This window comes from Acinetobacter sp. YH12058, from assembly GCF_013419805.1.
Classification (GTDB): domain Bacteria; phylum Pseudomonadota; class Gammaproteobacteria; order Pseudomonadales; family Moraxellaceae; genus Acinetobacter; species Acinetobacter towneri.
Genome location: NZ_VOZL01000030.1, coordinates 1 through 19,082, shown reverse-complemented (window position 1 = coordinate 19,082; position 19,082 = coordinate 1). Strand labels below are relative to the sequence as shown.

At 42.0% G+C, this 19,082-nt stretch carries 20 protein-coding genes, 1 rRNA gene and 1 pseudogene; 13 read left to right on the top strand and 9 right to left on the bottom strand.

Going from position 1 to position 19,082, the window contains the following annotated elements:
* Both FTU09_RS12725 and FTU09_RS12720 read left to right on the top strand, forming a co-directional pair.
* Positions 1-116: pseudogene (locus tag FTU09_RS12725) on the top strand (IS982 family transposase); the annotation flags it as partial.
* A 62-nt stretch (positions 117-178) separates the two neighbouring features.
* Positions 179-370: a hypothetical protein gene (locus FTU09_RS12720; RefSeq protein ID WP_179989432.1), complete on the top strand. Its 192-nt coding sequence runs from the start codon at positions 179-181 to the stop codon at positions 368-370.
* Between the two features lie 58 nt (positions 371-428).
* Here the strand turns inward: FTU09_RS12720 and FTU09_RS12715 are convergent, their stop codons facing one another.
* From FTU09_RS12715 to FTU09_RS12700, 4 genes are all read right to left on the bottom strand, one after another.
* Positions 429-830, bottom strand: coding sequence for a hypothetical protein (locus FTU09_RS12715; protein WP_179989430.1), 402 nt, complete (start codon positions 828-830; stop codon positions 429-431).
* A 262-nt stretch (positions 831-1,092) separates the two neighbouring features.
* Complete coding sequence (locus FTU09_RS12710; RefSeq protein WP_004976172.1) at positions 1,093-1,668, bottom strand: xanthine phosphoribosyltransferase; 576 nt, start codon at positions 1,666-1,668, stop codon at positions 1,093-1,095.
* A gap of 128 nt (positions 1,669-1,796) precedes the next feature.
* A complete protein-coding gene (locus FTU09_RS12705) occupies positions 1,797-2,510 on the bottom strand; it encodes a DUF3108 domain-containing protein (RefSeq protein ID WP_004976176.1) in 714 nt (237 codons plus the stop codon).
* Between the two features lie 145 nt (positions 2,511-2,655).
* Complete coding sequence (locus tag FTU09_RS12700) at positions 2,656-3,330, bottom strand: hypothetical protein (protein ID WP_004976182.1); 675 nt, start codon at positions 3,328-3,330, stop codon at positions 2,656-2,658.
* Between the two features lie 275 nt (positions 3,331-3,605).
* Here FTU09_RS12700 and FTU09_RS12695 point away from each other — a divergent pair, with 275 nt between their 5' ends.
* Entirely contained in the window at positions 3,606-4,463 is an 858-nt protein-coding gene (locus FTU09_RS12695) for an energy transducer TonB (RefSeq protein WP_171062604.1), read from the top strand.
* 212 nt (positions 4,464-4,675) lie between these two features.
* Here FTU09_RS12695 and ybeY read toward each other — a convergent pair whose 3' ends face one another.
* Genes ybeY through miaB form a run of 3 tightly spaced genes read right to left on the bottom strand, consistent with a single transcriptional unit; the run spans position 4,676 to position 7,769 of the window.
* Entirely contained in the window at positions 4,676-5,158 is a 483-nt protein-coding gene (gene ybeY / locus FTU09_RS12690; RefSeq protein WP_004976192.1) for an rRNA maturation RNase YbeY, read from the bottom strand.
* Positions 5,159-5,201: 43 nt separating this feature from the next.
* On the bottom strand, positions 5,202-6,275 hold the full coding sequence (locus FTU09_RS12685; protein ID WP_004976193.1) for a PhoH family protein: 1,074 nt from the start codon (positions 6,273-6,275) through the stop codon (positions 5,202-5,204).
* A 39-nt stretch (positions 6,276-6,314) separates the two neighbouring features.
* Positions 6,315-7,769 (bottom strand): tRNA (N6-isopentenyl adenosine(37)-C2)-methylthiotransferase MiaB, encoded by a 1,455-nt coding sequence (gene miaB, locus FTU09_RS12680; protein ID WP_180080491.1) that lies wholly within the window; start codon positions 7,767-7,769, stop codon positions 6,315-6,317.
* Positions 7,770-8,127: 358 nt separating this feature from the next.
* Here miaB and FTU09_RS12675 point away from each other — a divergent pair, with 358 nt between their 5' ends.
* The 6 genes from FTU09_RS12675 to FTU09_RS12650 all read left to right on the top strand — a co-directional run bounded on the left by FTU09_RS12675 (position 8,128) and on the right by FTU09_RS12650 (position 14,304).
* Positions 8,128-10,014, top strand: coding sequence for a lytic transglycosylase domain-containing protein (locus tag FTU09_RS12675; protein WP_179988513.1), 1,887 nt, complete (start codon positions 8,128-8,130; stop codon positions 10,012-10,014).
* 106 nt (positions 10,015-10,120) lie between these two features.
* Complete coding sequence (locus FTU09_RS12670) at positions 10,121-10,768, top strand: ribonuclease I (protein WP_179993550.1); 648 nt, start codon at positions 10,121-10,123, stop codon at positions 10,766-10,768.
* 204 nt (positions 10,769-10,972) lie between these two features.
* Entirely contained in the window at positions 10,973-11,959 is a 987-nt protein-coding gene (locus FTU09_RS12665; RefSeq protein WP_019836931.1) for a malate dehydrogenase, read from the top strand.
* 236 nt (positions 11,960-12,195) lie between these two features.
* Complete coding sequence (locus tag FTU09_RS12660; protein WP_180080494.1) at positions 12,196-13,413, top strand: YeeE/YedE family protein; 1,218 nt, start codon at positions 12,196-12,198, stop codon at positions 13,411-13,413.
* A 205-nt stretch (positions 13,414-13,618) separates the two neighbouring features.
* Complete coding sequence (locus FTU09_RS12655; RefSeq protein ID WP_096901745.1) at positions 13,619-13,867, top strand: DUF2789 family protein; 249 nt, start codon at positions 13,619-13,621, stop codon at positions 13,865-13,867.
* 179 nt (positions 13,868-14,046) lie between these two features.
* Positions 14,047-14,304 (top strand): DUF2789 family protein, encoded by a 258-nt coding sequence (locus FTU09_RS12650; RefSeq protein WP_026438086.1) that lies wholly within the window; start codon positions 14,047-14,049, stop codon positions 14,302-14,304.
* Positions 14,305-14,366: 62 nt separating this feature from the next.
* Here FTU09_RS12650 and FTU09_RS12645 read toward each other — a convergent pair whose 3' ends face one another.
* Entirely contained in the window at positions 14,367-14,894 is a 528-nt protein-coding gene (locus tag FTU09_RS12645; protein ID WP_019836939.1) for a hypothetical protein, read from the bottom strand.
* A gap of 85 nt (positions 14,895-14,979) precedes the next feature.
* The gene (locus tag FTU09_RS12640) at positions 14,980-15,582 is read right to left on the bottom strand and encodes a 2OG-Fe(II) oxygenase (protein WP_180080489.1); all 603 of its coding nucleotides are present in this window, start codon (positions 15,580-15,582) and stop codon (positions 14,980-14,982) included.
* A 116-nt stretch (positions 15,583-15,698) separates the two neighbouring features.
* Here FTU09_RS12640 and FTU09_RS12635 point away from each other — a divergent pair, with 116 nt between their 5' ends.
* The 4 genes from FTU09_RS12635 to FTU09_RS13785 form a co-directional block, all read left to right on the top strand.
* On the top strand, positions 15,699-16,556 hold the full coding sequence (locus FTU09_RS12635; RefSeq protein WP_026438537.1) for a 23S rRNA (adenine(2030)-N(6))-methyltransferase RlmJ: 858 nt from the start codon (positions 15,699-15,701) through the stop codon (positions 16,554-16,556).
* Between the two features lie 43 nt (positions 16,557-16,599).
* On the top strand, positions 16,600-17,424 hold the full coding sequence (gene pssA / locus FTU09_RS12630) for a CDP-diacylglycerol--serine O-phosphatidyltransferase (protein WP_004976213.1): 825 nt from the start codon (positions 16,600-16,602) through the stop codon (positions 17,422-17,424).
* 40 nt (positions 17,425-17,464) lie between these two features.
* A complete protein-coding gene (locus FTU09_RS12625; RefSeq protein WP_104853049.1) occupies positions 17,465-18,547 on the top strand; it encodes a DUF6670 family protein in 1,083 nt (360 codons plus the stop codon).
* Between the two features lie 458 nt (positions 18,548-19,005).
* Positions 19,006-19,082: ribosomal RNA gene (locus FTU09_RS13785) — 16S ribosomal RNA — on the top strand; the annotation flags it as partial.

Below are 19,082 nucleotides of genomic sequence, written 5' to 3'. Positions count from 1 at the left end.
AACATCGTTCGATTGCTGGTTTTTTAGCAGGCGTATTTTCTTCACTATGTGCGTATCAACTTTGCCAAAAGAATAAGCCTAAAATTCATGTGATTAAATCTTTGGCTTATCCGTAACTGGGGTTAATGTATTGAGCACAACGGACTGCTGTAAAAATGAGAGATTGAGGAAAGTGAAAATGAATAAGTGGATGCTGATTGGGTTAGGTCTAATGAGTTTAGGGTGTTCATGGTCGAGTGTTGCAGCGACTGAAATTGTGCATAGTCTGAGTTTTTCAGAAGAACAACGTATTGAAAAACAACCTGCGGAAGCACAGTATTTAGCGGCACAAAAAACTGTGATGACTTCTGCAAGCAGCACTGCAAAATAAAAAGATGCAATCAAAAAGTGCTGCAATGTGCAGCACTTTTTTTGAAATTGATTTAGGGTTACTTAGAGTTGCTTGGCTGTTTCAACTTTTCTTTAAAGCGGTGTTTACATTTGAGGCATTGAAAATCTAGAAAAATATTCTGATCAACAATTACACCTGCTTTTTTACCAAAGCGATGCCCAAGAAAACCACCTGTGATTCCCACGCTAATTGCCCCGACAAATGTTCCAATGGTGCCGCCCATAATCACGCCCAATGGCCCTGCGGCTGTACCAATTGCCGCACCAATAGAAGCTCCCGAAGCTGCGCCGCCCACAGTACCTGCTGCTGTACCTGCAGAGCCTAATAACACGCCACCAATTTTTTGTAAGTTTTGTTGATGGTTGCGTTTTTCAACTTGAGTTGAACCACATTTCGGACAGGTGATACTGTGTTGCATCAACGGATTGTCTTGTGTCATGACTGTAAATTGCCTTATGCTCATGCCGCATGCATCAATGCACGCAGACGATCTAAAAAGTGCTGTCTAGAGCTGCAATCAGAAAAACTAGACTGCTGAATCACTGTTATTTCAAGTGCAGAATGGCGTAGCGCGGCTATTTTGTAAATTCAATATATGTAAATGAGTTGTTTAAGTTTAAAAAAAGCATAAAAAAAAGAGCGCCTAAGCACTCTTTGATCATCGGGTTTAAATGATGAACCAACATCAGTTTTAATCGACCTTAATCGCGTACAAATTCAACTGTACCGTTTGCCAAAGACTTTACTCGTGCCAATGATTCAACGCGATAGCCTTTTTCAAGCAATAATTCACGACCCGGCTGGAATGACTTTTCAATCACAATCCCAATACCCACGACTTCTGCATTGGCTTGATGGATTAAATCTGCTAAACCGAGTGCAGCTTGACCATTTGCCAAAAAGTCATCAATCACCAAGACTTTGTCGCTAGCGCTAATATGTTTGTTTGAAATGGCAATCGTGCTTTCAGTTTGCTTGGTAAATGAAAATACTTTAGAGCGGTATAAATCATCTTTTAAGGTTAAAGATTGATATTTACGTGCAAAAATTACAGGTACACCAAGCTCTAAACCTGCCATCACAGCTGGTGCAATGCCAGAAGCTTCGATGGTAATAATTTTGGTGATGCCTGCATCTTTAAACAAACGCGCAAATTCTTGACCAATTTGCTGCATCATCACAGGGTCAATTTGATGGTTTAAGAAAGAGTCGACTTTTAGAACCGCTTCAGATAGAACGATACCTTCGGCTAAAATTTTCTGTTCTAGTGCATGCACGGGAGAATCCTCAAGAGCAGGTGCTTTTCAAAGCAAAAGCGTATTTTAAAAAGCACCTGAAAAAATGCAAGAACAATTTACCAAATGGTGAATAACTGCCAAGCTTTGCTCAGTAGTTATATTCTAAATTAGTTGGTCGGGCCTTTATAGCCTGTGAGTAATAATCCATAAGACTTGTCTTTGTCTTGGTGGGTAACTTTGACAGGCAAGTAGTCAAGTTTTGGTGCCAACCAGAAAATCGTATCACGGTTTGGTTTGTTGTGTTTCAGCACCACTTTAATGGTATCAAAAGTACCATAACTGGTTTTGATTTTTTCTGAACCTTGCTTAATAAAGCGACGTGATTCCACCTCTTTATTATCGGCAATATAGTAGCTCGATTTTAAACCGCCACTTTTTAAGTCTTCACGGATTTGCAGTTCCGCATTCAACTCATCCAACACGCCCGCTTTCCACGCAAAAGAACGGGTGTCGCTGTCCTTTTTGGTGTTAATGGTTTTCGCCGAAGGATTGAAGTTAATACTCATGGTGTTGTTATGCACCAAAATCTTACTGCTGCGGCTAAAGCTAGATGAGCCAATTTTGCCATTATTAAAACTAAAACGGCTAGTTTCTGTAGCAGAGGCAATCACGCCTGCTTTGGCAGCAAACACATAACTCCATTGGTTACCTGTTTGGCTTAAAGTACGTGTTGCAGAACCTAAGTTTTTACCATTGTAGTTAAATTGATAACTGGCTTGGAAAGGACTCATGGCAAATGTTTGGCTAGAGAAACCAGCCAAAAACAGTGCTGTAGACACACCGGCTGCCATACCCATTTTTTTCAATACATGATTTGCCATTGCTGAGATATTTCCTCTGTATGTAGGGAGATGCAATTTGCTTGCTTGTTGCCATTATACGCGTTGAATATGAAGAGAAAATTAGGAATTATGCGGCTTGTGTAGTTTTCCTGTATGTATTCTCTTCTAAAGTTTCAGCTTAGCTTTATTTTTGTTTCAGCGGTGTGACTTGCGTATCTGCAAGAGATTCTTCCACATCTTCTAGTCTTTCTTCAGACATTTTGCGGAACAACGCCGTTAAATTGACGTTGCCAGTGAGCACCAATTCCGCTTCACGTAATACCGCATGATTCACATGAACTTTGCTGAGTGTGTCAATGATAGAGCGGCTTTTGCCCAACCAGCGATTTAAATCTAAATGCAGCAAATCATCTTTGACTTTAATGACTTTGAGTTTTTCTAAAATCATGCCTAAAGGGTCATCATTGCGTATTTTTTGATAGTAAAATAAAGCGCACTTCACAGCGATTTTATGCAAAAAACTTGGATAACTTGCTTCAATCACCTGCGTGTCACTAATTTGTTCAAACACAATCAGCTGAGTATCTTTATTCAATTCCATCTGTACTAATTTTAAATCGACAGACAGAGTGATGTTCAAGCCGTTGTAATCTAGGGTTGCATAAAGACGTAACCAGTCGTCGTGTAAGTCTGCGTGCAGATCTTGCAACATTTTCACATTATCGGTCACAAAGCGCTGAAAAGTCGCATTTAAGAAGACCTGAGATAATGGAAATTCACGTTCATCCTCAATAAATCCTTCCGCTTTTTGGTACACTTGACGGATACGTTGAGAGATATTGGTGATCAGGGTTTGCATACGGCCGTCCAAGTCGTTCATTCATTCTTTACAGATACAAATATTTTGTCGAATTGTATTAAAAATACAGGCATAGAAGCTTGCAGTTTAGCAAAATAAGTTGCACCATTTTTAAGATTTTAAGGCTCAGTAGTCAGCTTTTTGATGAACTTCGCAGTTTTGCAGAAAAGCAAAAACTGAGCAAAGTAATATGCTCTTTAGTTTATACCGCATTTGGCGGCTTGGGGAATCAGACGTTTTGTCGGATTAATGTGATGCTAAAAAAAATTCAATTGATGCCTTCTACGCAAGATTGGTGGAAAGATCCTATTTTTGCTGCAGCGTTGCTGGTGGCTGCTGTATTGCACGCATTAATTTTGGCCGTGCAGTTTGCTGCACCGCAACAAAGCGATGCTGCGGTCAAAGAGATTGCGGTATCGGTACGCATGAGCGATGCAAAAGTTGAAGATGCAGATTTCTTAGCCCAAGCCGATCAGCAAGGTTCAGGTACGTTCCGTGAAGAACATCGCATGTCGAGTGATATGCCTGCACCCATGACTGAACAAAGTGCAGGGGAGCAGCAATTGGAAAGTTTAGAGCGTATGCAGCAACAGCGTGAATTAAACTTTGAAGAAAAAGTATTGATGACCACGCTCAGTTGGCAAAAACAGGCTGCAGAAAATCAGCGCAAAAAAGCCATGCAGGAGTTGAATAGCCAATTCCAAGCTAAGGCTGCCATGGTCGCCAGTATTGAAGCGCAATATTTACAACGCCAACAAAATTTTAGCCGTCAGCAAAAAATTAAAACCATCGATGGGATTCAGGCCAAGCAAGACAACACCGCTGGTTATATGGAAAAATTCCGTCAAAAAGTCGAATTTTATGGTAACCGTTATTATCCAGAACAAGCCAAAGCACAGAATTTGGCAGGCGAAGTACGTTTAATGGTGATTTTGAACAACAATGGTGGGATTCGTGCCATTCGTTTAATTGAAAGTTCAGGACATGCCATGCTAGATGAAGCAGCCAAAGCTTCGGTGCGTAAAGCCGCACCTTTTGGTGCATTTGATGCCAAAATGAAAGATATTTCTGAATTGCGGATTGTACGGACGTGGCGTTTTGACCCTGCTGAAGCTGAGTTTGAGGTGCGCTAGTTTTTCCCTCTCTCTGGCTCTCTCCCAAAGGGAGAGAGGACTTTGTGGACAAGTAACAAGAATCTACTCTCTGCTTTACGCAGCAATGTTCTTCTGGTATTTAGCAATCATGGGACTCTAATGAATGTTCTCCCTCCCATTGGGAGGGAGTAGTTTTAAACAAAAAAGCGAGCCTTAGCCCGCTATTTTTATGATTTTCTAAAACTTAAAATTCAATCTCTTTCCATGTATGGATTATCCAAACCCAACTTGGCAAGAATCTCAACTTCTAAAGCTTCCATTTCTTCGGCATCCTCATCTGAGGTTTCATGATCATAGCCCATAAGGTGCAGCGTGCCATGTACTAGCATGTGAGTGAAATGCGCTAATGGTGTTTTGGCTTGTTCTGCAGCTTCCTGTAAAACCACAGGAATACAAATTACCAAATCCCCAATAGGGAAGCTCGGCAAAACTTGTGCCATTTCATCGGGTAAATCGCTTGGGAAAGACAAGACGTTGGTCGATTTGTCTTTTTTGCGATATTCCAGATTGAGCTTGTGACTTTCGGCATGATCGACACAGGCAATTCCAATTTCACAATCACTTTGGGTGTCTATATGTCTTAAAGTGGTTTCGACTACTTTTTTCAGATAGGCACGTTTTAACACCAGCTCAGGCGCTTGAATGTCCTGTTGCAGGCTGAGACTTAATTTCAAAATGAATCCTTAATACTTCAGTAGGTTGCAGAGCGCACAGCGATTAGTGCTGTGCATCTGCTGCGGCATCATTTTCCGCAATTAATGCTTCCTGGCGCGCTTTACGTTCTGCACGCGCTTCGGCACTTAAACGCTGTTGCTCACTGTCCCAGCCTTCATAGGCTTCAACAATTTTCTGAACCAGCTGGTGACGCACGACATCACGAGAATGGAAACGAGTAATATGAATTTCAGGGATTTTATCAATCACACGTAAGGCATGTGCCAGACCAGACTGCTGACCACGTGGTAAATCCACCTGAGTCACATCACCGGTAATCACTGCACGTGAACCAAACCCTAAACGGGTCAGGAACATCTTCATCTGTTCAGGCGTGGTGTTCTGGGCTTCATCCAAAATCACAAAAGAGTGGTTGAGGGTACGACCACGCATATACGCCAGTGGTGCAACTTCAATCACTTGACGTTCAATCAGCTTAGCAACTTTTTCAAAGCCGAGCATTTCATACAGGGCATCATAAAGGGGACGCAAATACGGGTCAATTTTCTGGGTTAAATCACCCGGTAAGAAGCCCAGTTTTTCACCCGCTTCAACCGCAGGGCGCACCAATAGAATCCGCTGGATTTCATTGCGTTCCAACATATCTACGGCAGCGGCAACAGCCAAATAGGTTTTACCCGTACCTGCAGGGCCAATACCAAATGAAATATCACTTTGCAAAATACGTTGCACATAACGCTTTTGGTTGGCACCGCGTGGATTAATGCGCCCTTTGCGGGTTTGCAACCAAACAGCATCCAATCCAGTATGCTCTTGCCCATCATCCGATTGTAATTCACGGTCAGTCTGACTGCCCTGAATCATCATGTGGAGCGTGTCTGCACTAATTTGTGCAGAGCTTTCCGCTTCTTCATGCAGGCGTTGCAAGAGTGTTTCGGCTCGTTCAACTGCATCAATTTCCCCATCTATAAAAAAGGCGTCACCACGATGAGAAATTTGGACGTCTAGACGTTGTTCGATTTGTTTCAAATGTCCGTTATAAGCACCGAGCATGCTTTTTAGACGTTCCATTGAAATGCCAGGAAAAGTTACTGTACGTCGAATCGCTGCAGTCAAGAGAATTCCTTAATCTGTTATTGGACTTTAGCTCCTACATTACGCCACGTCAGGCTCAAGATTCAAGAGTTCACCGTAAACTAAATTCAAAGTTTTAATCTCGGTAATCTCAATCTCCGCAAAGCGTCCGACCCAAGCAGGGTCACCAATAAATGTTACTAAACGTGTATTGTCGGCCGTACCCACTAAAATGTTCGGGTCTTTGTCGGAAACATTTTCAATTAGGACACGTTGTACCGTCCCAAGCATGGCATCGGTCTTATCAATACTAGATTGTTTGATCCATTGCTGAACTTTGGACAAACGCTCTTTTTTAACATCTTCAGGGGTGGTGTCTTCGAGTTCCGATGCAGGTGTTCCTGGACGTTTTGAATAGATGAAACTGTACGAGTGGTCAAAATCCATATCTTGAATAAACTGATAAGTTTCTTCAAAGTTTTGATCTGTTTCACCCGGGAAGCCAATAATAAAGTCGCTAGATAAGTGCATGTCTGGGCGTACTTTACGTAACTTGGCAATCTTGTCGATATACACATCAATGGTGTGGTTACGTTTCATGGCTTGTAACACATCATTCGAACCACTTTGCACAGGCAAGTGTAAATGCGACACCATTTGCGGTAAATCACGGTAGCATTGAATCAAATCATCATTAAATTCAAGCGGATGTGATGTGGTGTAGCGAATTCGTCCAATGCCAGGTACTTCGGCAACCAAACGCAGTAAATCGGCAAAAGTACAAATTTTACCGTCAAAAGTTTCACCGCGATAGCCATTTACGTTTTGACCGAGCAAGCTAATTTCACGCACGCCTTTTTCGGCCAAAGTCGCAATTTCAGCTAAGACATCATCTAAAGGACGTGAAACTTCTTCACCGCGCGTGTAAGGCACTACGCAGAAAGAACAGTATTTTGAACAGCCTTCCATAATCGACACAAAAGCTTTAAACCCTTCAACACGCGGTTCAGGTAAAAAGTCGAATTTTTCGATGTCTGGGAAAGAAATATCCACCAGTTTGATTTTTTCGTTCTTTGGTTTTTCGACCTGATCGTGGTGTTGATCAAGCATTTGCGGTAAACGGTGTAAGGTTTGTGGGCCAAAAATCATATCCACATACGGGGCACGCTTTTGAATGTTGTCACCTTCCTGAGAAGCGACGCAACCGCCTACGCCAATCACCAAATCAGGATTTTTTTCTTTCAGCTTACGCCAGCGACCTAATTCAGAAAATACTTTTTCTTGGGCTTTTTCACGAATTGAACAGGTGTTCATGAGCAGAATATCGGCATCAGCAGGGTTGCTGGTCAGTACATAGCCGTGAGAATCGCCTAAAAGGTCTGCCATACGGTGACTGTCATACTCATTCATCTGACACCCTTGCGTTTCGATATACAGTTTTTTGACTGAACCGTCGGCTGGGGTGTGCTGTGGCTGGGTAACAGTGTTTTCTGAGGCAGCTTGGGCACCATTGGGGATGAAGGTTTGAACCGTCATGTAGGCTCCTAAGAGATAGTTCACTAAATCGTTTAAAAAAATAAACGTCATTAGACAAAAGAAAGGCGCATATTTTAGCAGGAATTCACGCTAAACTGACAGCCTTAAATCAGCACAACAGCTGATTGAAATATGAAGAAATTTGTTTGAACATGAGTTCTAAGATTAATAGTGTCTAATCAGAAGGTTACATAACAGAACACAACTGCGGTTCTAGACTAATTAAACTAAACCTAAAGATGAGATGCGGACCTCGAGGCGGAAGTAAATGACCGAAAGCAAGCGAATGCTGCAAATGATGAAACAAAATAATAATTTAGCTAAAAAGCTTGCTTTGAGCCTTGTTTCGTTTGCCGTGATGACGGGTACGCATGCCGCAAATGAACAGTTTAATGATGCACTGCGTGCAGCCAATTCAGGTGATGTCGATTTATTGCAGCAGTATCAATATGCCATGCAAAATGATGTTTTGGGCTACTATCCTGAATACTGGGCATTGAACACCAATTTGGGCATGCAACCTGCCAGTGCAATTGTTCAGTTTGCACAGCGCCATCCACAATCAGCGATGGCAGAAAAACTCGCAGCCGATTACATCGAAGAAAAAGTGAAACAGGCCGATTTTAGCAGTGCACAACCTGTGCTTGCCTATGTGAGTAATGCTGATCAGGCCGAAAGCTGTGCCATGGCACAAGTTCGTACCCGTTCGGGTGATCCTTTGGTGGTCGCGGAATTTAAAGATGTTTGGTTGACCACGAACTCACAACCTGAATCTTGTACAGGTCTAGGTCGAATGATGCTCTCTAGTCCAATTATGACTCAGCAAGATAAACAGCAACGCTTATGGGCACAATTGCGTGCAGGGCAGTCAGGGCTCGCTTTAGCGACTGCGCAAAGTTTAGGTATGAATATCAGTTTGGCACAATTGAACAGCATTCAAGCCAATCCACTGAATTATTTGTGGTCTGCGCCTAAAGCAAGCAACGAAGACCATGCCTATCTTATTTATGCGATCGGACGTTTAGCCGATAGCGATTTAGACTCGGCACTTTCTTCACTAAAACGCAGTGCAGAAGGTGCGCCAGAATCGGTACAAAAAGCCTTGTATCGTGCTGTGGGATATATTGGCGGCACTACAGTCATGAAAAACAATTTTAAGCGTGAAGTGTTAAGTGCCTTAGACGCCAGTTATGGCTTACCTTTTAGTCCCGAAGAAGCAGAAATTTATGCCCGTCAGGCGATTCGTTTTGGCGCATGGGAAAGTGTGATTCGTGCTGTAGACAGCATGAGTGTGACTCAAAAACAGGAAGATCGTTGGCAATATTGGTTGGCACGTGCTTCAGAACAACGCAATGATGCAGCGTCGAAACGTAGTGCACAAAATATTTATAAAAAATTGGCGCAGGGTGATGATTATCACAACTTGTTGGCAAAAGATCGTCTTGGGCAAACCTACAACACGATTCCTGCGAATACGCAACCAAGTACCAATGACTTACAGCGTTTGAATCAAGATATTCACTTTAACCGTGCCTTTACTTTGCGTGAAATTAATGCACCTGCCAATTATGTCAACCGTGAATGGAACTGGGCGGTACGTCAGGCGTATTTAAGACAGGATGATGGTTTGATTTTAGCAGCGGCTAAGCGTGCAACCGATATGGGTTGGTATGATCGTGCCATTTATGCAGCAGATCGTACTGTGAATAAGCACAACTATAGTTACCGTTATGCTATGCCACATCGTAATTATGTTGTGAGCCACAGTCAAAATGCAGGTATTGACCCTGCTTGGGCTTATGGTTTGATGCGTCAAGAAAGCCGTTTTAATACCACTGCACGTTCGCATGTCGGTGCAGGTGGACTCATGCAAATTATGCCAGACACGGCACGTTTGGTTGCACGACAAATGGGTGAAACTTATAATCCTGCTGCACTCAGTGACATGAATACCAACATCCGCTACGGTACATTTTATTTGTCGACCATTCAGCGACAATTAAGCAATAGCCCTGTGCTGGCCACAGCAGGATACAACGCCGGGCCAAATCGTGCACGCCGTTGGCAGCCAGAGTTTCAGCAAATTGCGGCAGACCAATATACTGAAAGCATTCCTTTGTTGGAAACACGTGACTATGTCAAGCATGTCATGACCAATGCCACGCACTATGGTGTGCTGTTGGGGCAGGGTGGACAATCAATGAGTAGCCGTATGCAACATATTCCATCTCGGAATACACCTTAGGAAAATGTTACAAGTGATACAGTTAGATGATCATGCGTGTTGATATATAGATGCGTGAGTCATTGGGTGTATAAGAATTTAGGGGGCTGAAGCATTGAAAATGTGGATGAGTACAGTTTTACAGCCAATTCAAGTTACATTGCTCGGTTTGAGTGGTACAGCTTTGGTTTTGTGTACGCAAAATACATTTTCTGCCCCCGTGCAAGGCTATGTGATGTCCGTGCAAATGACGCCCGCCGTGTGTTTAATCGATTCGAGCAAAAGCAAAAAGCGTAAATGTTTAGAAGGTTACTCACTGAATATTGAGGGTTTATATCCCGAAGTAGCCACGCGTGAATGTAGCACCCATTCATCGGCAAAGTTACCGCCGCTACAAGCGAAGGTAGTGGCGCGAGTCATGCCTGATGAAGCTGCACGGATACAATTGTGGCAAGGTATTGGCGGCTGTGTGCCCATGAATGCCAGTCAGTATTTTCGCATGATTATTAATAATGCAGATCGGATGAACGTGCCTTCGGTATTGACAGGCCAAGACACGCAGACGGTGCAATTGTCACAACTACGGAGTTTGTTTCTCAAGTCCAATTCAGGTATGTCATCAAAAAGCGTGCATTTTCAGTGCTCTAACCATCAAGGTAAAAGTTATTTAACTGAAATCAAAATTTGTTATAACACCGAAGGACGCTATAAGCAGTGCGGTGCAGCGATTGAATCAAATTGCCCGAATCAGTTTGTCATTAAAGGTTCTTACTAGTTTGCTAGGTGACTGTAATTTCTGAATTTTAAGCTTTTTGAGAAATTTTATTCATATTTTCTATCAGACTTTTGTGGAATTTGATGCGCTTTTGCATGCATCCGCTGAATGATTGGAGTACAATCTTTCGCGTTTATGATTATTAAGATTAGATAGAACAGCTATTTAATCGCATTGACTATCCTCTCAATTGGAGATAATTACATGAAGCAACCTGTTCGCGTTGCCGTTACTGGCGCTGCTGGTCAAATTGGTTACAGCCTATTATTCCGTATCGCTAGCGGTGAAATGTTGGGTAAAGACCAACCAGTTATCCTTCAATTATTAGAAGTTCCTTTTGAGAAAGCTCAAGCTGCGCTTAAAGGCGTAATGATGGAACTTGACGACTGTGCTTTCCCATTATTGGCTGGCATGATCGGTACTGATGATCCTAAAGTGGCATTTAAAGATGCTGACTACGCGTTATTGGTTGGTTCTCGTCCACGTGGTCCTGGTATGGAGCGTGCTGACCTTCTTAAAGTAAACGGTGAAATCTTTATTGGTCAAGGTCAAGCACTTAACGAAGTTGCTAGCCGTGATGTTAAAGTTCTAGTTGTTGGTAACCCAGCGAACACGAATGCTTACATCGCAATGAAATCTGCTCCAGATCTTCCAGCGAAAAACTTCACAGCAATGTTACGTCTTGACCACAACCGCGCGTTAACTCAACTTGCTCAAAAAGCTGGCGTTGCTGTTTCTGACATCAAAACAATGACAGTTTGGGGTAACCACTCTCCAACAATGTATGCTGACTACCGTTTTGCAACTGCAAATGGAGAAAGCTTAAAAGACAAAATCAACGATGCTGAATGGAACAAAGACGTATTCCTTCCTACAGTTGGTAAGCGTGGCGCTGCGATCATCGAAGCACGTGGTTTATCTTCTGCTGCATCTGCTGCAAACGCTGCAATTGACCACATGCGTGATTGGGCGCTTGGCACAAACGGCGAATGGGTAACTATGGGTATTCCTTCTGACGGTTCTTACGGTATTCCTGAAGGCGTAATGTTCGGTTTCCCTGTAACTTGCGAAAATGGCGAATACAAAATCGTTCAAGGTCTTGAAATCGACGAGTTCAGCCGTGAGCGTATCAACTTCACGTTAAACGAACTTGAAGAAGAACGCGCAGCAATTGCTGACATGATTAAATAATTTAATCTGCTAGATTAAGTTAAAACTCCTTCGGGAGTGATGCCAGTCAACCTAAAAGTTGACTGGCATTTTTTTTGCGCTTGATTTTATCTTTGCAATTAAAAGCCTATCATCAGCTAAGCTCATATTGCTTATCAAATATCAGAATGGATAAGCGACTATAAAATAGGTCGATTGACCTGCACGGTAGGGGAAATTGCTTAGAATACGCGGGTTTCCTTTTTCAAATCTTCTCTCTGTCATGTCAAGTTATTGTTGCAAGTGCCCATAGATCGAATGTTTCGGTTTGGGTGGCTTTTATCTTACTTGTTGTCGGTACTATCGGCGCCTATCAAATCGTGGGTCTAAATCAAGCACTGTTATTTTTAATTGGTGGTGCTTTGGGGATGACGTTGTATCACGCCTCTTTTGGTTTTACTTCTAGCTGGCGTGTGTTTATTAAAGAACGTCGTGGTCGTGGTTTGCGGGCTCAAATGATTATGCTGGGCTTGGCGGTGTTGTTGTTCTTTCCTGCTTTAGGTGCAGGTGAGTTGTTTGGCAATCCCGTCAAGGGCAATGTCAATCCTGTGTCGATGTCGGTCATGATTGGTGCTTTTATTTTTGGTATTGGCATGCAGTTGGGGGGTGGCTGTGCATCGGGTACGCTATACACGGTAGGCGGTGGCAGTGCGCGTATGTTGGTTACGCTATTTTTCTTCTGCTTAGGTTCACTGATTGCCACTTCGCATTTAGATTGGTGGTTTAATCTGCCGCATTTGGCGCCAATCTCGATTGTCGAAAGTTTTGGGGTGATTCCTGCACTTATTCTAAGCTTTGTTATTTTTACTGTGATTGCTGCCGCAACCGTGTTTTTTGAAAAGAAACGTCATGGCAGTTTAGAAGTCGAGCCGCAAAGTCAGTACCATGGTTGGAAGCGTTTCCTCAAAGGTCCTTGGCCGTTAATTTGGGGTGGGCTTATTTTAACGCTGCTGAATTTTGCTACCTTGGTATTGGCTGGTCGTCCGTGGGGCGTGACTTCTGCGCTTGCAGTTTGGGCTGCAAAAGTTGCTGTTTTTGCGGGTGTAGATGTAAGCGCTTGGGATTATTGGCAGCAGTCAGGCAATGCTAAAGCATTGGCAAATTCATTGTGGCATGACATCACCTCTATGATGAATTTTGGCATTATGTTGGGTGCATTGCTTGCTGCAAGTTTGGCTGGAAAATTTGCCCCGAACTTTAATATTCCACGCCGTTCACTGGTTGCGGCTGTTATAGGTGGCTTATTACTTGGTTATGGTGCACGTTTGGCCTACGGTTGTAACATTGGCGCATACTTTAGCGGAATTGCTTCGGGCAGTGTGCATGGTTGGTTATGGCTAGTATTTGCATTTATGGGGAATGCCATTGGTGTGAAATTGCGCCCAATCTTCTTTCCAAATGAAAAGCCACAGCCTGAAAAACTAACAGGTTGCTAACTTTTAATTTAAGTAGATGAAAGCCAGTCGGTTTACATTGACTGGCTTTTTTGTTGCCTGTCATCGTGTTAAGAATATTGAGTGGGATGCTTTAGGTATATCGCATCGTACAAAAAATAACATGCTGCAACTCGGCTGCTGCTGAATTGCGGCTCGAAGCAGGTTAAGGTCATTAAAAGTACAAGACGAATCAAAGGAGGATGCCATGTTTGACCAACAACCGACTTTAGAACTGTTATTTCAACAATTGGGTCTAGATGCTGACGATGCAGCAATTGATCAATTTATTCGTGAGCATCAATTACCTGCAGAAACCAAATTACACTGTGCCGAGTTTTGGACGGAAGGGCAGCGCCAATTTTTGCAAAGCCATTGGAAAAAAGATGATGATTGGGCCATTGTGATTGAAACCTTAAATGAGCAATTACATAGTGATCAACATCCGAGTGTTTAATCGGTATTTAAGTTAAAAGTTTTTAAGTTAAATCAAATACTTTTCATCTAAAAAGCGCCAGTAAACTGCGTGCTCACAAAAAGATACAACAAACCCAGTCGGAAGACTGGGTTTTTTATACAAAGTGTTATAAGTTGGTTGAATAAGGAATTACAACGAAACTAATAAAAGGGGGCAAGGTGCTCATGCAAAATACTCCATCATTAGCCATGTTATTCAGCCAACTCGGTTTAGCCAGCAGCCCTGCAGCCATTGAACTGTATGTACGTACGCATCAATTACCTGCACATATTAATTTACATGAAGCGCCGTTTTGGAATAAATCACAACGTGAATTTTTAATCAGTCATTTGGTACAAGACGATGATTGGGCCATTTGGATTGATGAACTCAATCAACAATTGCATTTAGATGCTTATCGTTTACAAGCTGTTTAGGTTTAAGTCATCGTCATATTTAATATGTTTTCATTAAAAACGCCTCAGAACGAGGCGTTTTTTTAATGCATTCTGCTTTTGAGAATTTGTTTAAACCAGACTTCGGTTTGATAGGCGTTAAAGGCAGGGTGAATTTGTAAGAGTTCCAAATCAAATTCGGCAGTTTTACTGTACTTGCCTAACCAGTGGCGACACAGTGCACTTTCATTTTTACTGGCGCTGGCATAAGCCAAGAAAAAGAAAATATCTCCATGTGCATAATGAGTCATGGCTTTTAAAATTTGTTGGGTAATTAAGGCGTATTTTGCATCGCGGGTCAGCTCAAAATACATCATATAGGCTTTGGCCAAATGCAAAGACAAATTGATATATAACGTCACTGGCATTTCTTCAAATTCAACCCGACCTTGTTCTAACAACACAATGGCTTCTTGCAAAAAGTAAATCTGTTCTTGGCGTAACTCGCTCAAACTCACCAATTGTAAGCGTAAATCGGCACGTTCTAATGCCAATTCAGGCGTATTACCTTGTAAAAAAAGTTGGTCGGTTTCCCCAATACGTTGAATAAGCTGTTGAGTCGAGTTGCGCATGGGTGAATTCCTGATAGCAATATTTGCTCTACATCGGGGCAAATTTACAGTTTTAAAGCCAATAATTTAAAAAAGCGGTCTATCTTTACCAAAGTTGGTTGCCGCTGCGTAGCCATGCAGTAATAGAAAGTCGTTGCTGTGTCGCAGGCAAAACTTCGTGCAATAAATCACTTTGGAAAATTGCAATCCGATTTGGGCGTGGTTCTATAATTTGCCATGCTCCATGTTTGTCTTGTAAACGTAGTTGTCCACCCCAATCTGTCTGCCATTCAGGGTGTAAATAATAGACAGCAGAAATCACCCGATCATTTTTTTGTTGTGGGTTATCGCGGTGCAAGGCATAAAAAGAACCTGCTTGGTAGCTGGCAAAATGCGCTTCGACCTCACGAATACCCAAATAAAACGCCTGATTGAATTGCTCAGCTAAGGCTAAAAGCGTTTGGGTATGTTGATGGGCTGTGCTTAAGTTTTCATGAATCCATAAAATATGATCGCTACGAATATTGCTGACCACACCATTTTGAATGGCGGCTTCACGAAATTGATCTAAATTTTGACTACACTCTAGCAGCAATTGTTGTTGATATTCGGGTGAATAAGCATCATCAATTATTGCAAAACCATGTTGATCCAAATCTTCAAGAATTCGATCAATATTCCAAGATTTTGGAAGCAGTGTGGCGTCCATAAAATAGATACTCAGACAAAATGCAAGACAAGCTGATTATTTTAGAGGAATACAAGCTCCTGAATGAAACTTTTTTTCATGCTAAAATGTCGGTTGATTTTAGGAATGAACCAAACATGAATTATCGTCACCATTTCCATGCGGGCAACTTTGCCGATGTCATGAAGCATGTTTTATTGCTGCAAATTCTGACACGTTTAAATGCCAAAGATAAACCTTATCGCTATGTCGATACACATGGCGGTGCGGGTAAATATGACTTATCTTTAGCACCTGCACAAAAATCGGGCGAATTTTTAAATGGTATTCATCGTTTAGTGAAACTAGATGATTCAATCAAACGTCAGGCACCAGAAGGCGTACAGCAGTATTTAAAACTGGTTGAAGCAATGCGTGAAACGGATGGGCAAGGTGCATATCCCGGTTCGCCATGGTTTGCTTTACAAGGTATGCGTGACATCGACAAAGCAACTATTTTTGAAATGCAGCGCGATGTATTCCAGCAATTGCGTCATAACATTCGTGACAAACGCGCAGGTTTACATGAGCGTGATGCTTACGAAGGTTTATTGGGCGTCATTCCACCAAAAGAAAAACGCGGTTTGGTGATGATTGATCCACCGTATGAATTGGAACGTAAAGATTTCCCTCAGTTGGTTGAATTATTGGCAGCTGCACATAAAAAATGGCCAACAGGCGTATTTGCGGTGTGGTATCCAATTAAAGACCGCGCCATGATTGAACGTTTTGAAAAGAAAATGTTTAAAACAGGTATTCGCCGTCAACTCATTTGTGAAATTTGTGTGTGGCCTGACGATACTCCTGTGGGCTTAAACGGTTGTGGTTTATTGGTGATTAATCCACCATGGAAATTCTCTGAAGATGCAGATGAAGCCCTGCAATGGTTGTTCCCGCACTTGCGTATGCAAGAACATGGTGGACATGCTGCAGTGCGTTGGTTAGTTGGCGAATAAAAAATTTAAATAGACGTTCAGGTTACAGTTAGGACACAAAATAATGACAAACACATCCAAACCCGAAGGAGAATATAGTTCCCGTGATCTTGAGCATGACGGAATTACATTTGAAGTGGTGGAAGAAGAACATACCCGTGAAGGGCAAAAGGTGAAACGTCGTGGTATCTATCTGTGGCCAAACCTGATTACCACGGCAGCCTTGCTGTCGGGTTTTTACTCCATTATTGCCAGTATGAATGGCGAATTTAGCCAAGCGATTTATGCCATTTTTCTAGCAGCATTGTTTGATGGTTTAGATGGTCGTGTGGCACGTGCGATTGGTGCGCAAAGTCCATTTGGCGAACAGTTTGATTCATTATCCGATATGCTCGCCTTTGGTGTTGCACCTGCGATTTTGATGTATAGCTGGAGTTTGCATGATTTAGGTCGTATCGGCTTGGCGGCTTGCTTTGTTTATACGGCTTGTGCCGCATTCCGTTTGGCGCGTTTTAATGTGCAAATTGGTGTGGTCGATAAACGCTACTTTATTGGTGTTGCAAGTCCTTTGGCTGCGCTGATTATCGTGTCGCTGGTTTGGGTAGGACGGGATTTTCCTGAACTGTATGATATTCGTGAAATTGGTCTACAAATCCTCAATGCTGTGATTATTATTGCAGTAGGATTGTTGATGATTTCCAATATTAAATATTATTCATTTAAAACCTTTGATCGTAAGCGTGTGCCGTTTTTTGTATTGCCAATCGCAGTATTTATCCTTGCAGCCATGACTTATAATATTCCTGTTGGAATTTTAGTGATTTCAATTATTTATGCACTTTCAGGTTTTGTGACCACTTTTATGGCAAGAAAAAATGCAGTGAGTTAATTAAGCTTTCATAAAAGCATCAACTCACAAGGAGTTTGATATGCAGCTGTTTCAAGATTTTCTCGATCGTTCCAAACAACTCAATCAAACTCCTGCGGCAACCGCCAAACTGCCTTATCACGCCCCAAAACATCATTATAAATTTATCTATCAGGGCTTAATTCTTCCTAATTTGCCTGCACCCTTACATTATCTCAACTTTATTGGTTTATTGGGCAGCCTAAATACCGCAATGCTGCGCCCTGAAAATGTGATTACAACCTCAGCTTTAGACACAGCCAGTATTCTTTGTAGTAGCAGCCCACACATGGTGGGGCAGTCCAATCATTATTCAATACAACATGATTGCGTATTTACTGCAGAGTATTTTCAGTTTGCCAATAAAGAGCGCATTACTGGACACTTTCCGCAATTTCATATTCAACGTGAAGATAGCGAACTTAGCTTTGATTTAAAGATCACCACAAGCTCTACAATTTCATATTTCACTAAATTGCGAATGAATTTGGCAGAACATTGGTCTTTATTGTGTCAGTGTCAGGGTAGTGTGCGCTATAAAGATCAGCATTTTCAGATTGAGCAATTGGGTAGTTTTGAGTTTGCCCGCTCAATCCAGTTTCCTTATTTCGCTGTGGCATTTTTTTGCTATCAAGTGATTAATCTGAATCATCAGCAACAAATGATATTGCTACAAAGTCGTGATGTGTTGAATCGAATTTTGCAATCTCGAATCTATCTGCGAAATGCGAACACGGAGCAAACTCGGGTATTTGATGGGCAAGTACAATTTAATATTCAACGGGTTTATCCAAAAGTAAAAACGCCAACAGGTCAGTGTATGTATTTGCCACGTGAGTTTGAATGGCGTTATCAAGATGAAGATGGCACCTCAATTCATTTACAGGCGCAGAGTCGTGGTGATTTTAAATTTGGGGCTGCAGCAGGTTATGTCGGAAGTTTTCAATATCAGTTGGCTATAAATGGCGATCAACAACAAGGAGAAGGAGGCTATTGTGAATATATCGACTGCCGCGCACTGAAATGGCAGGAACATGATCAGCCAGAAAAAATGCCAGATGTAGTTATGAATCCTGAACCTTTTATGATCAAGAAAAAGAAATAAACAGTATTTTGTGGAAAAGTGAAGTATTTTGCTGAATAATTAACCGTTCGGACTAAAAAACTGATAAAACTTAAAAAGAGGGGTTGCATGGCGAAATATTTGCCCTATAATGCACATCCATCGGCGGTGATGAAGATTAAAACTTCTGATAAAACAATGACTTGGTTAAGAGTGATTGAGTTGGGTTTTAGAAAGAAAGTTTAAAATAATTTAAATTACCAGTTGACACTTTAGAAATAAAGCGTAATATAGCCGACCTAGCTTGATGCTGACGAAGCATTGAGAAGATCATTAAGAGATTATGAAGAACAACTTGTGTGGATTTTTACTGATTGATTGATCGAACATATTTCATTGATTGATTGGTTTAAATTACTCGAAGTTTATTTGAGCGAAATTTAAGTCAGGAAATTGATGAGCCAGATTTGGAAGTTTAGATTAAAACTTCAAAATGATTTTAACTGAAGAGTTTGATCATGGCTCAGATTGAACGCTGGCGGCAGGCTTAACACATGCAAGTCGAGCGGGCGAGGTT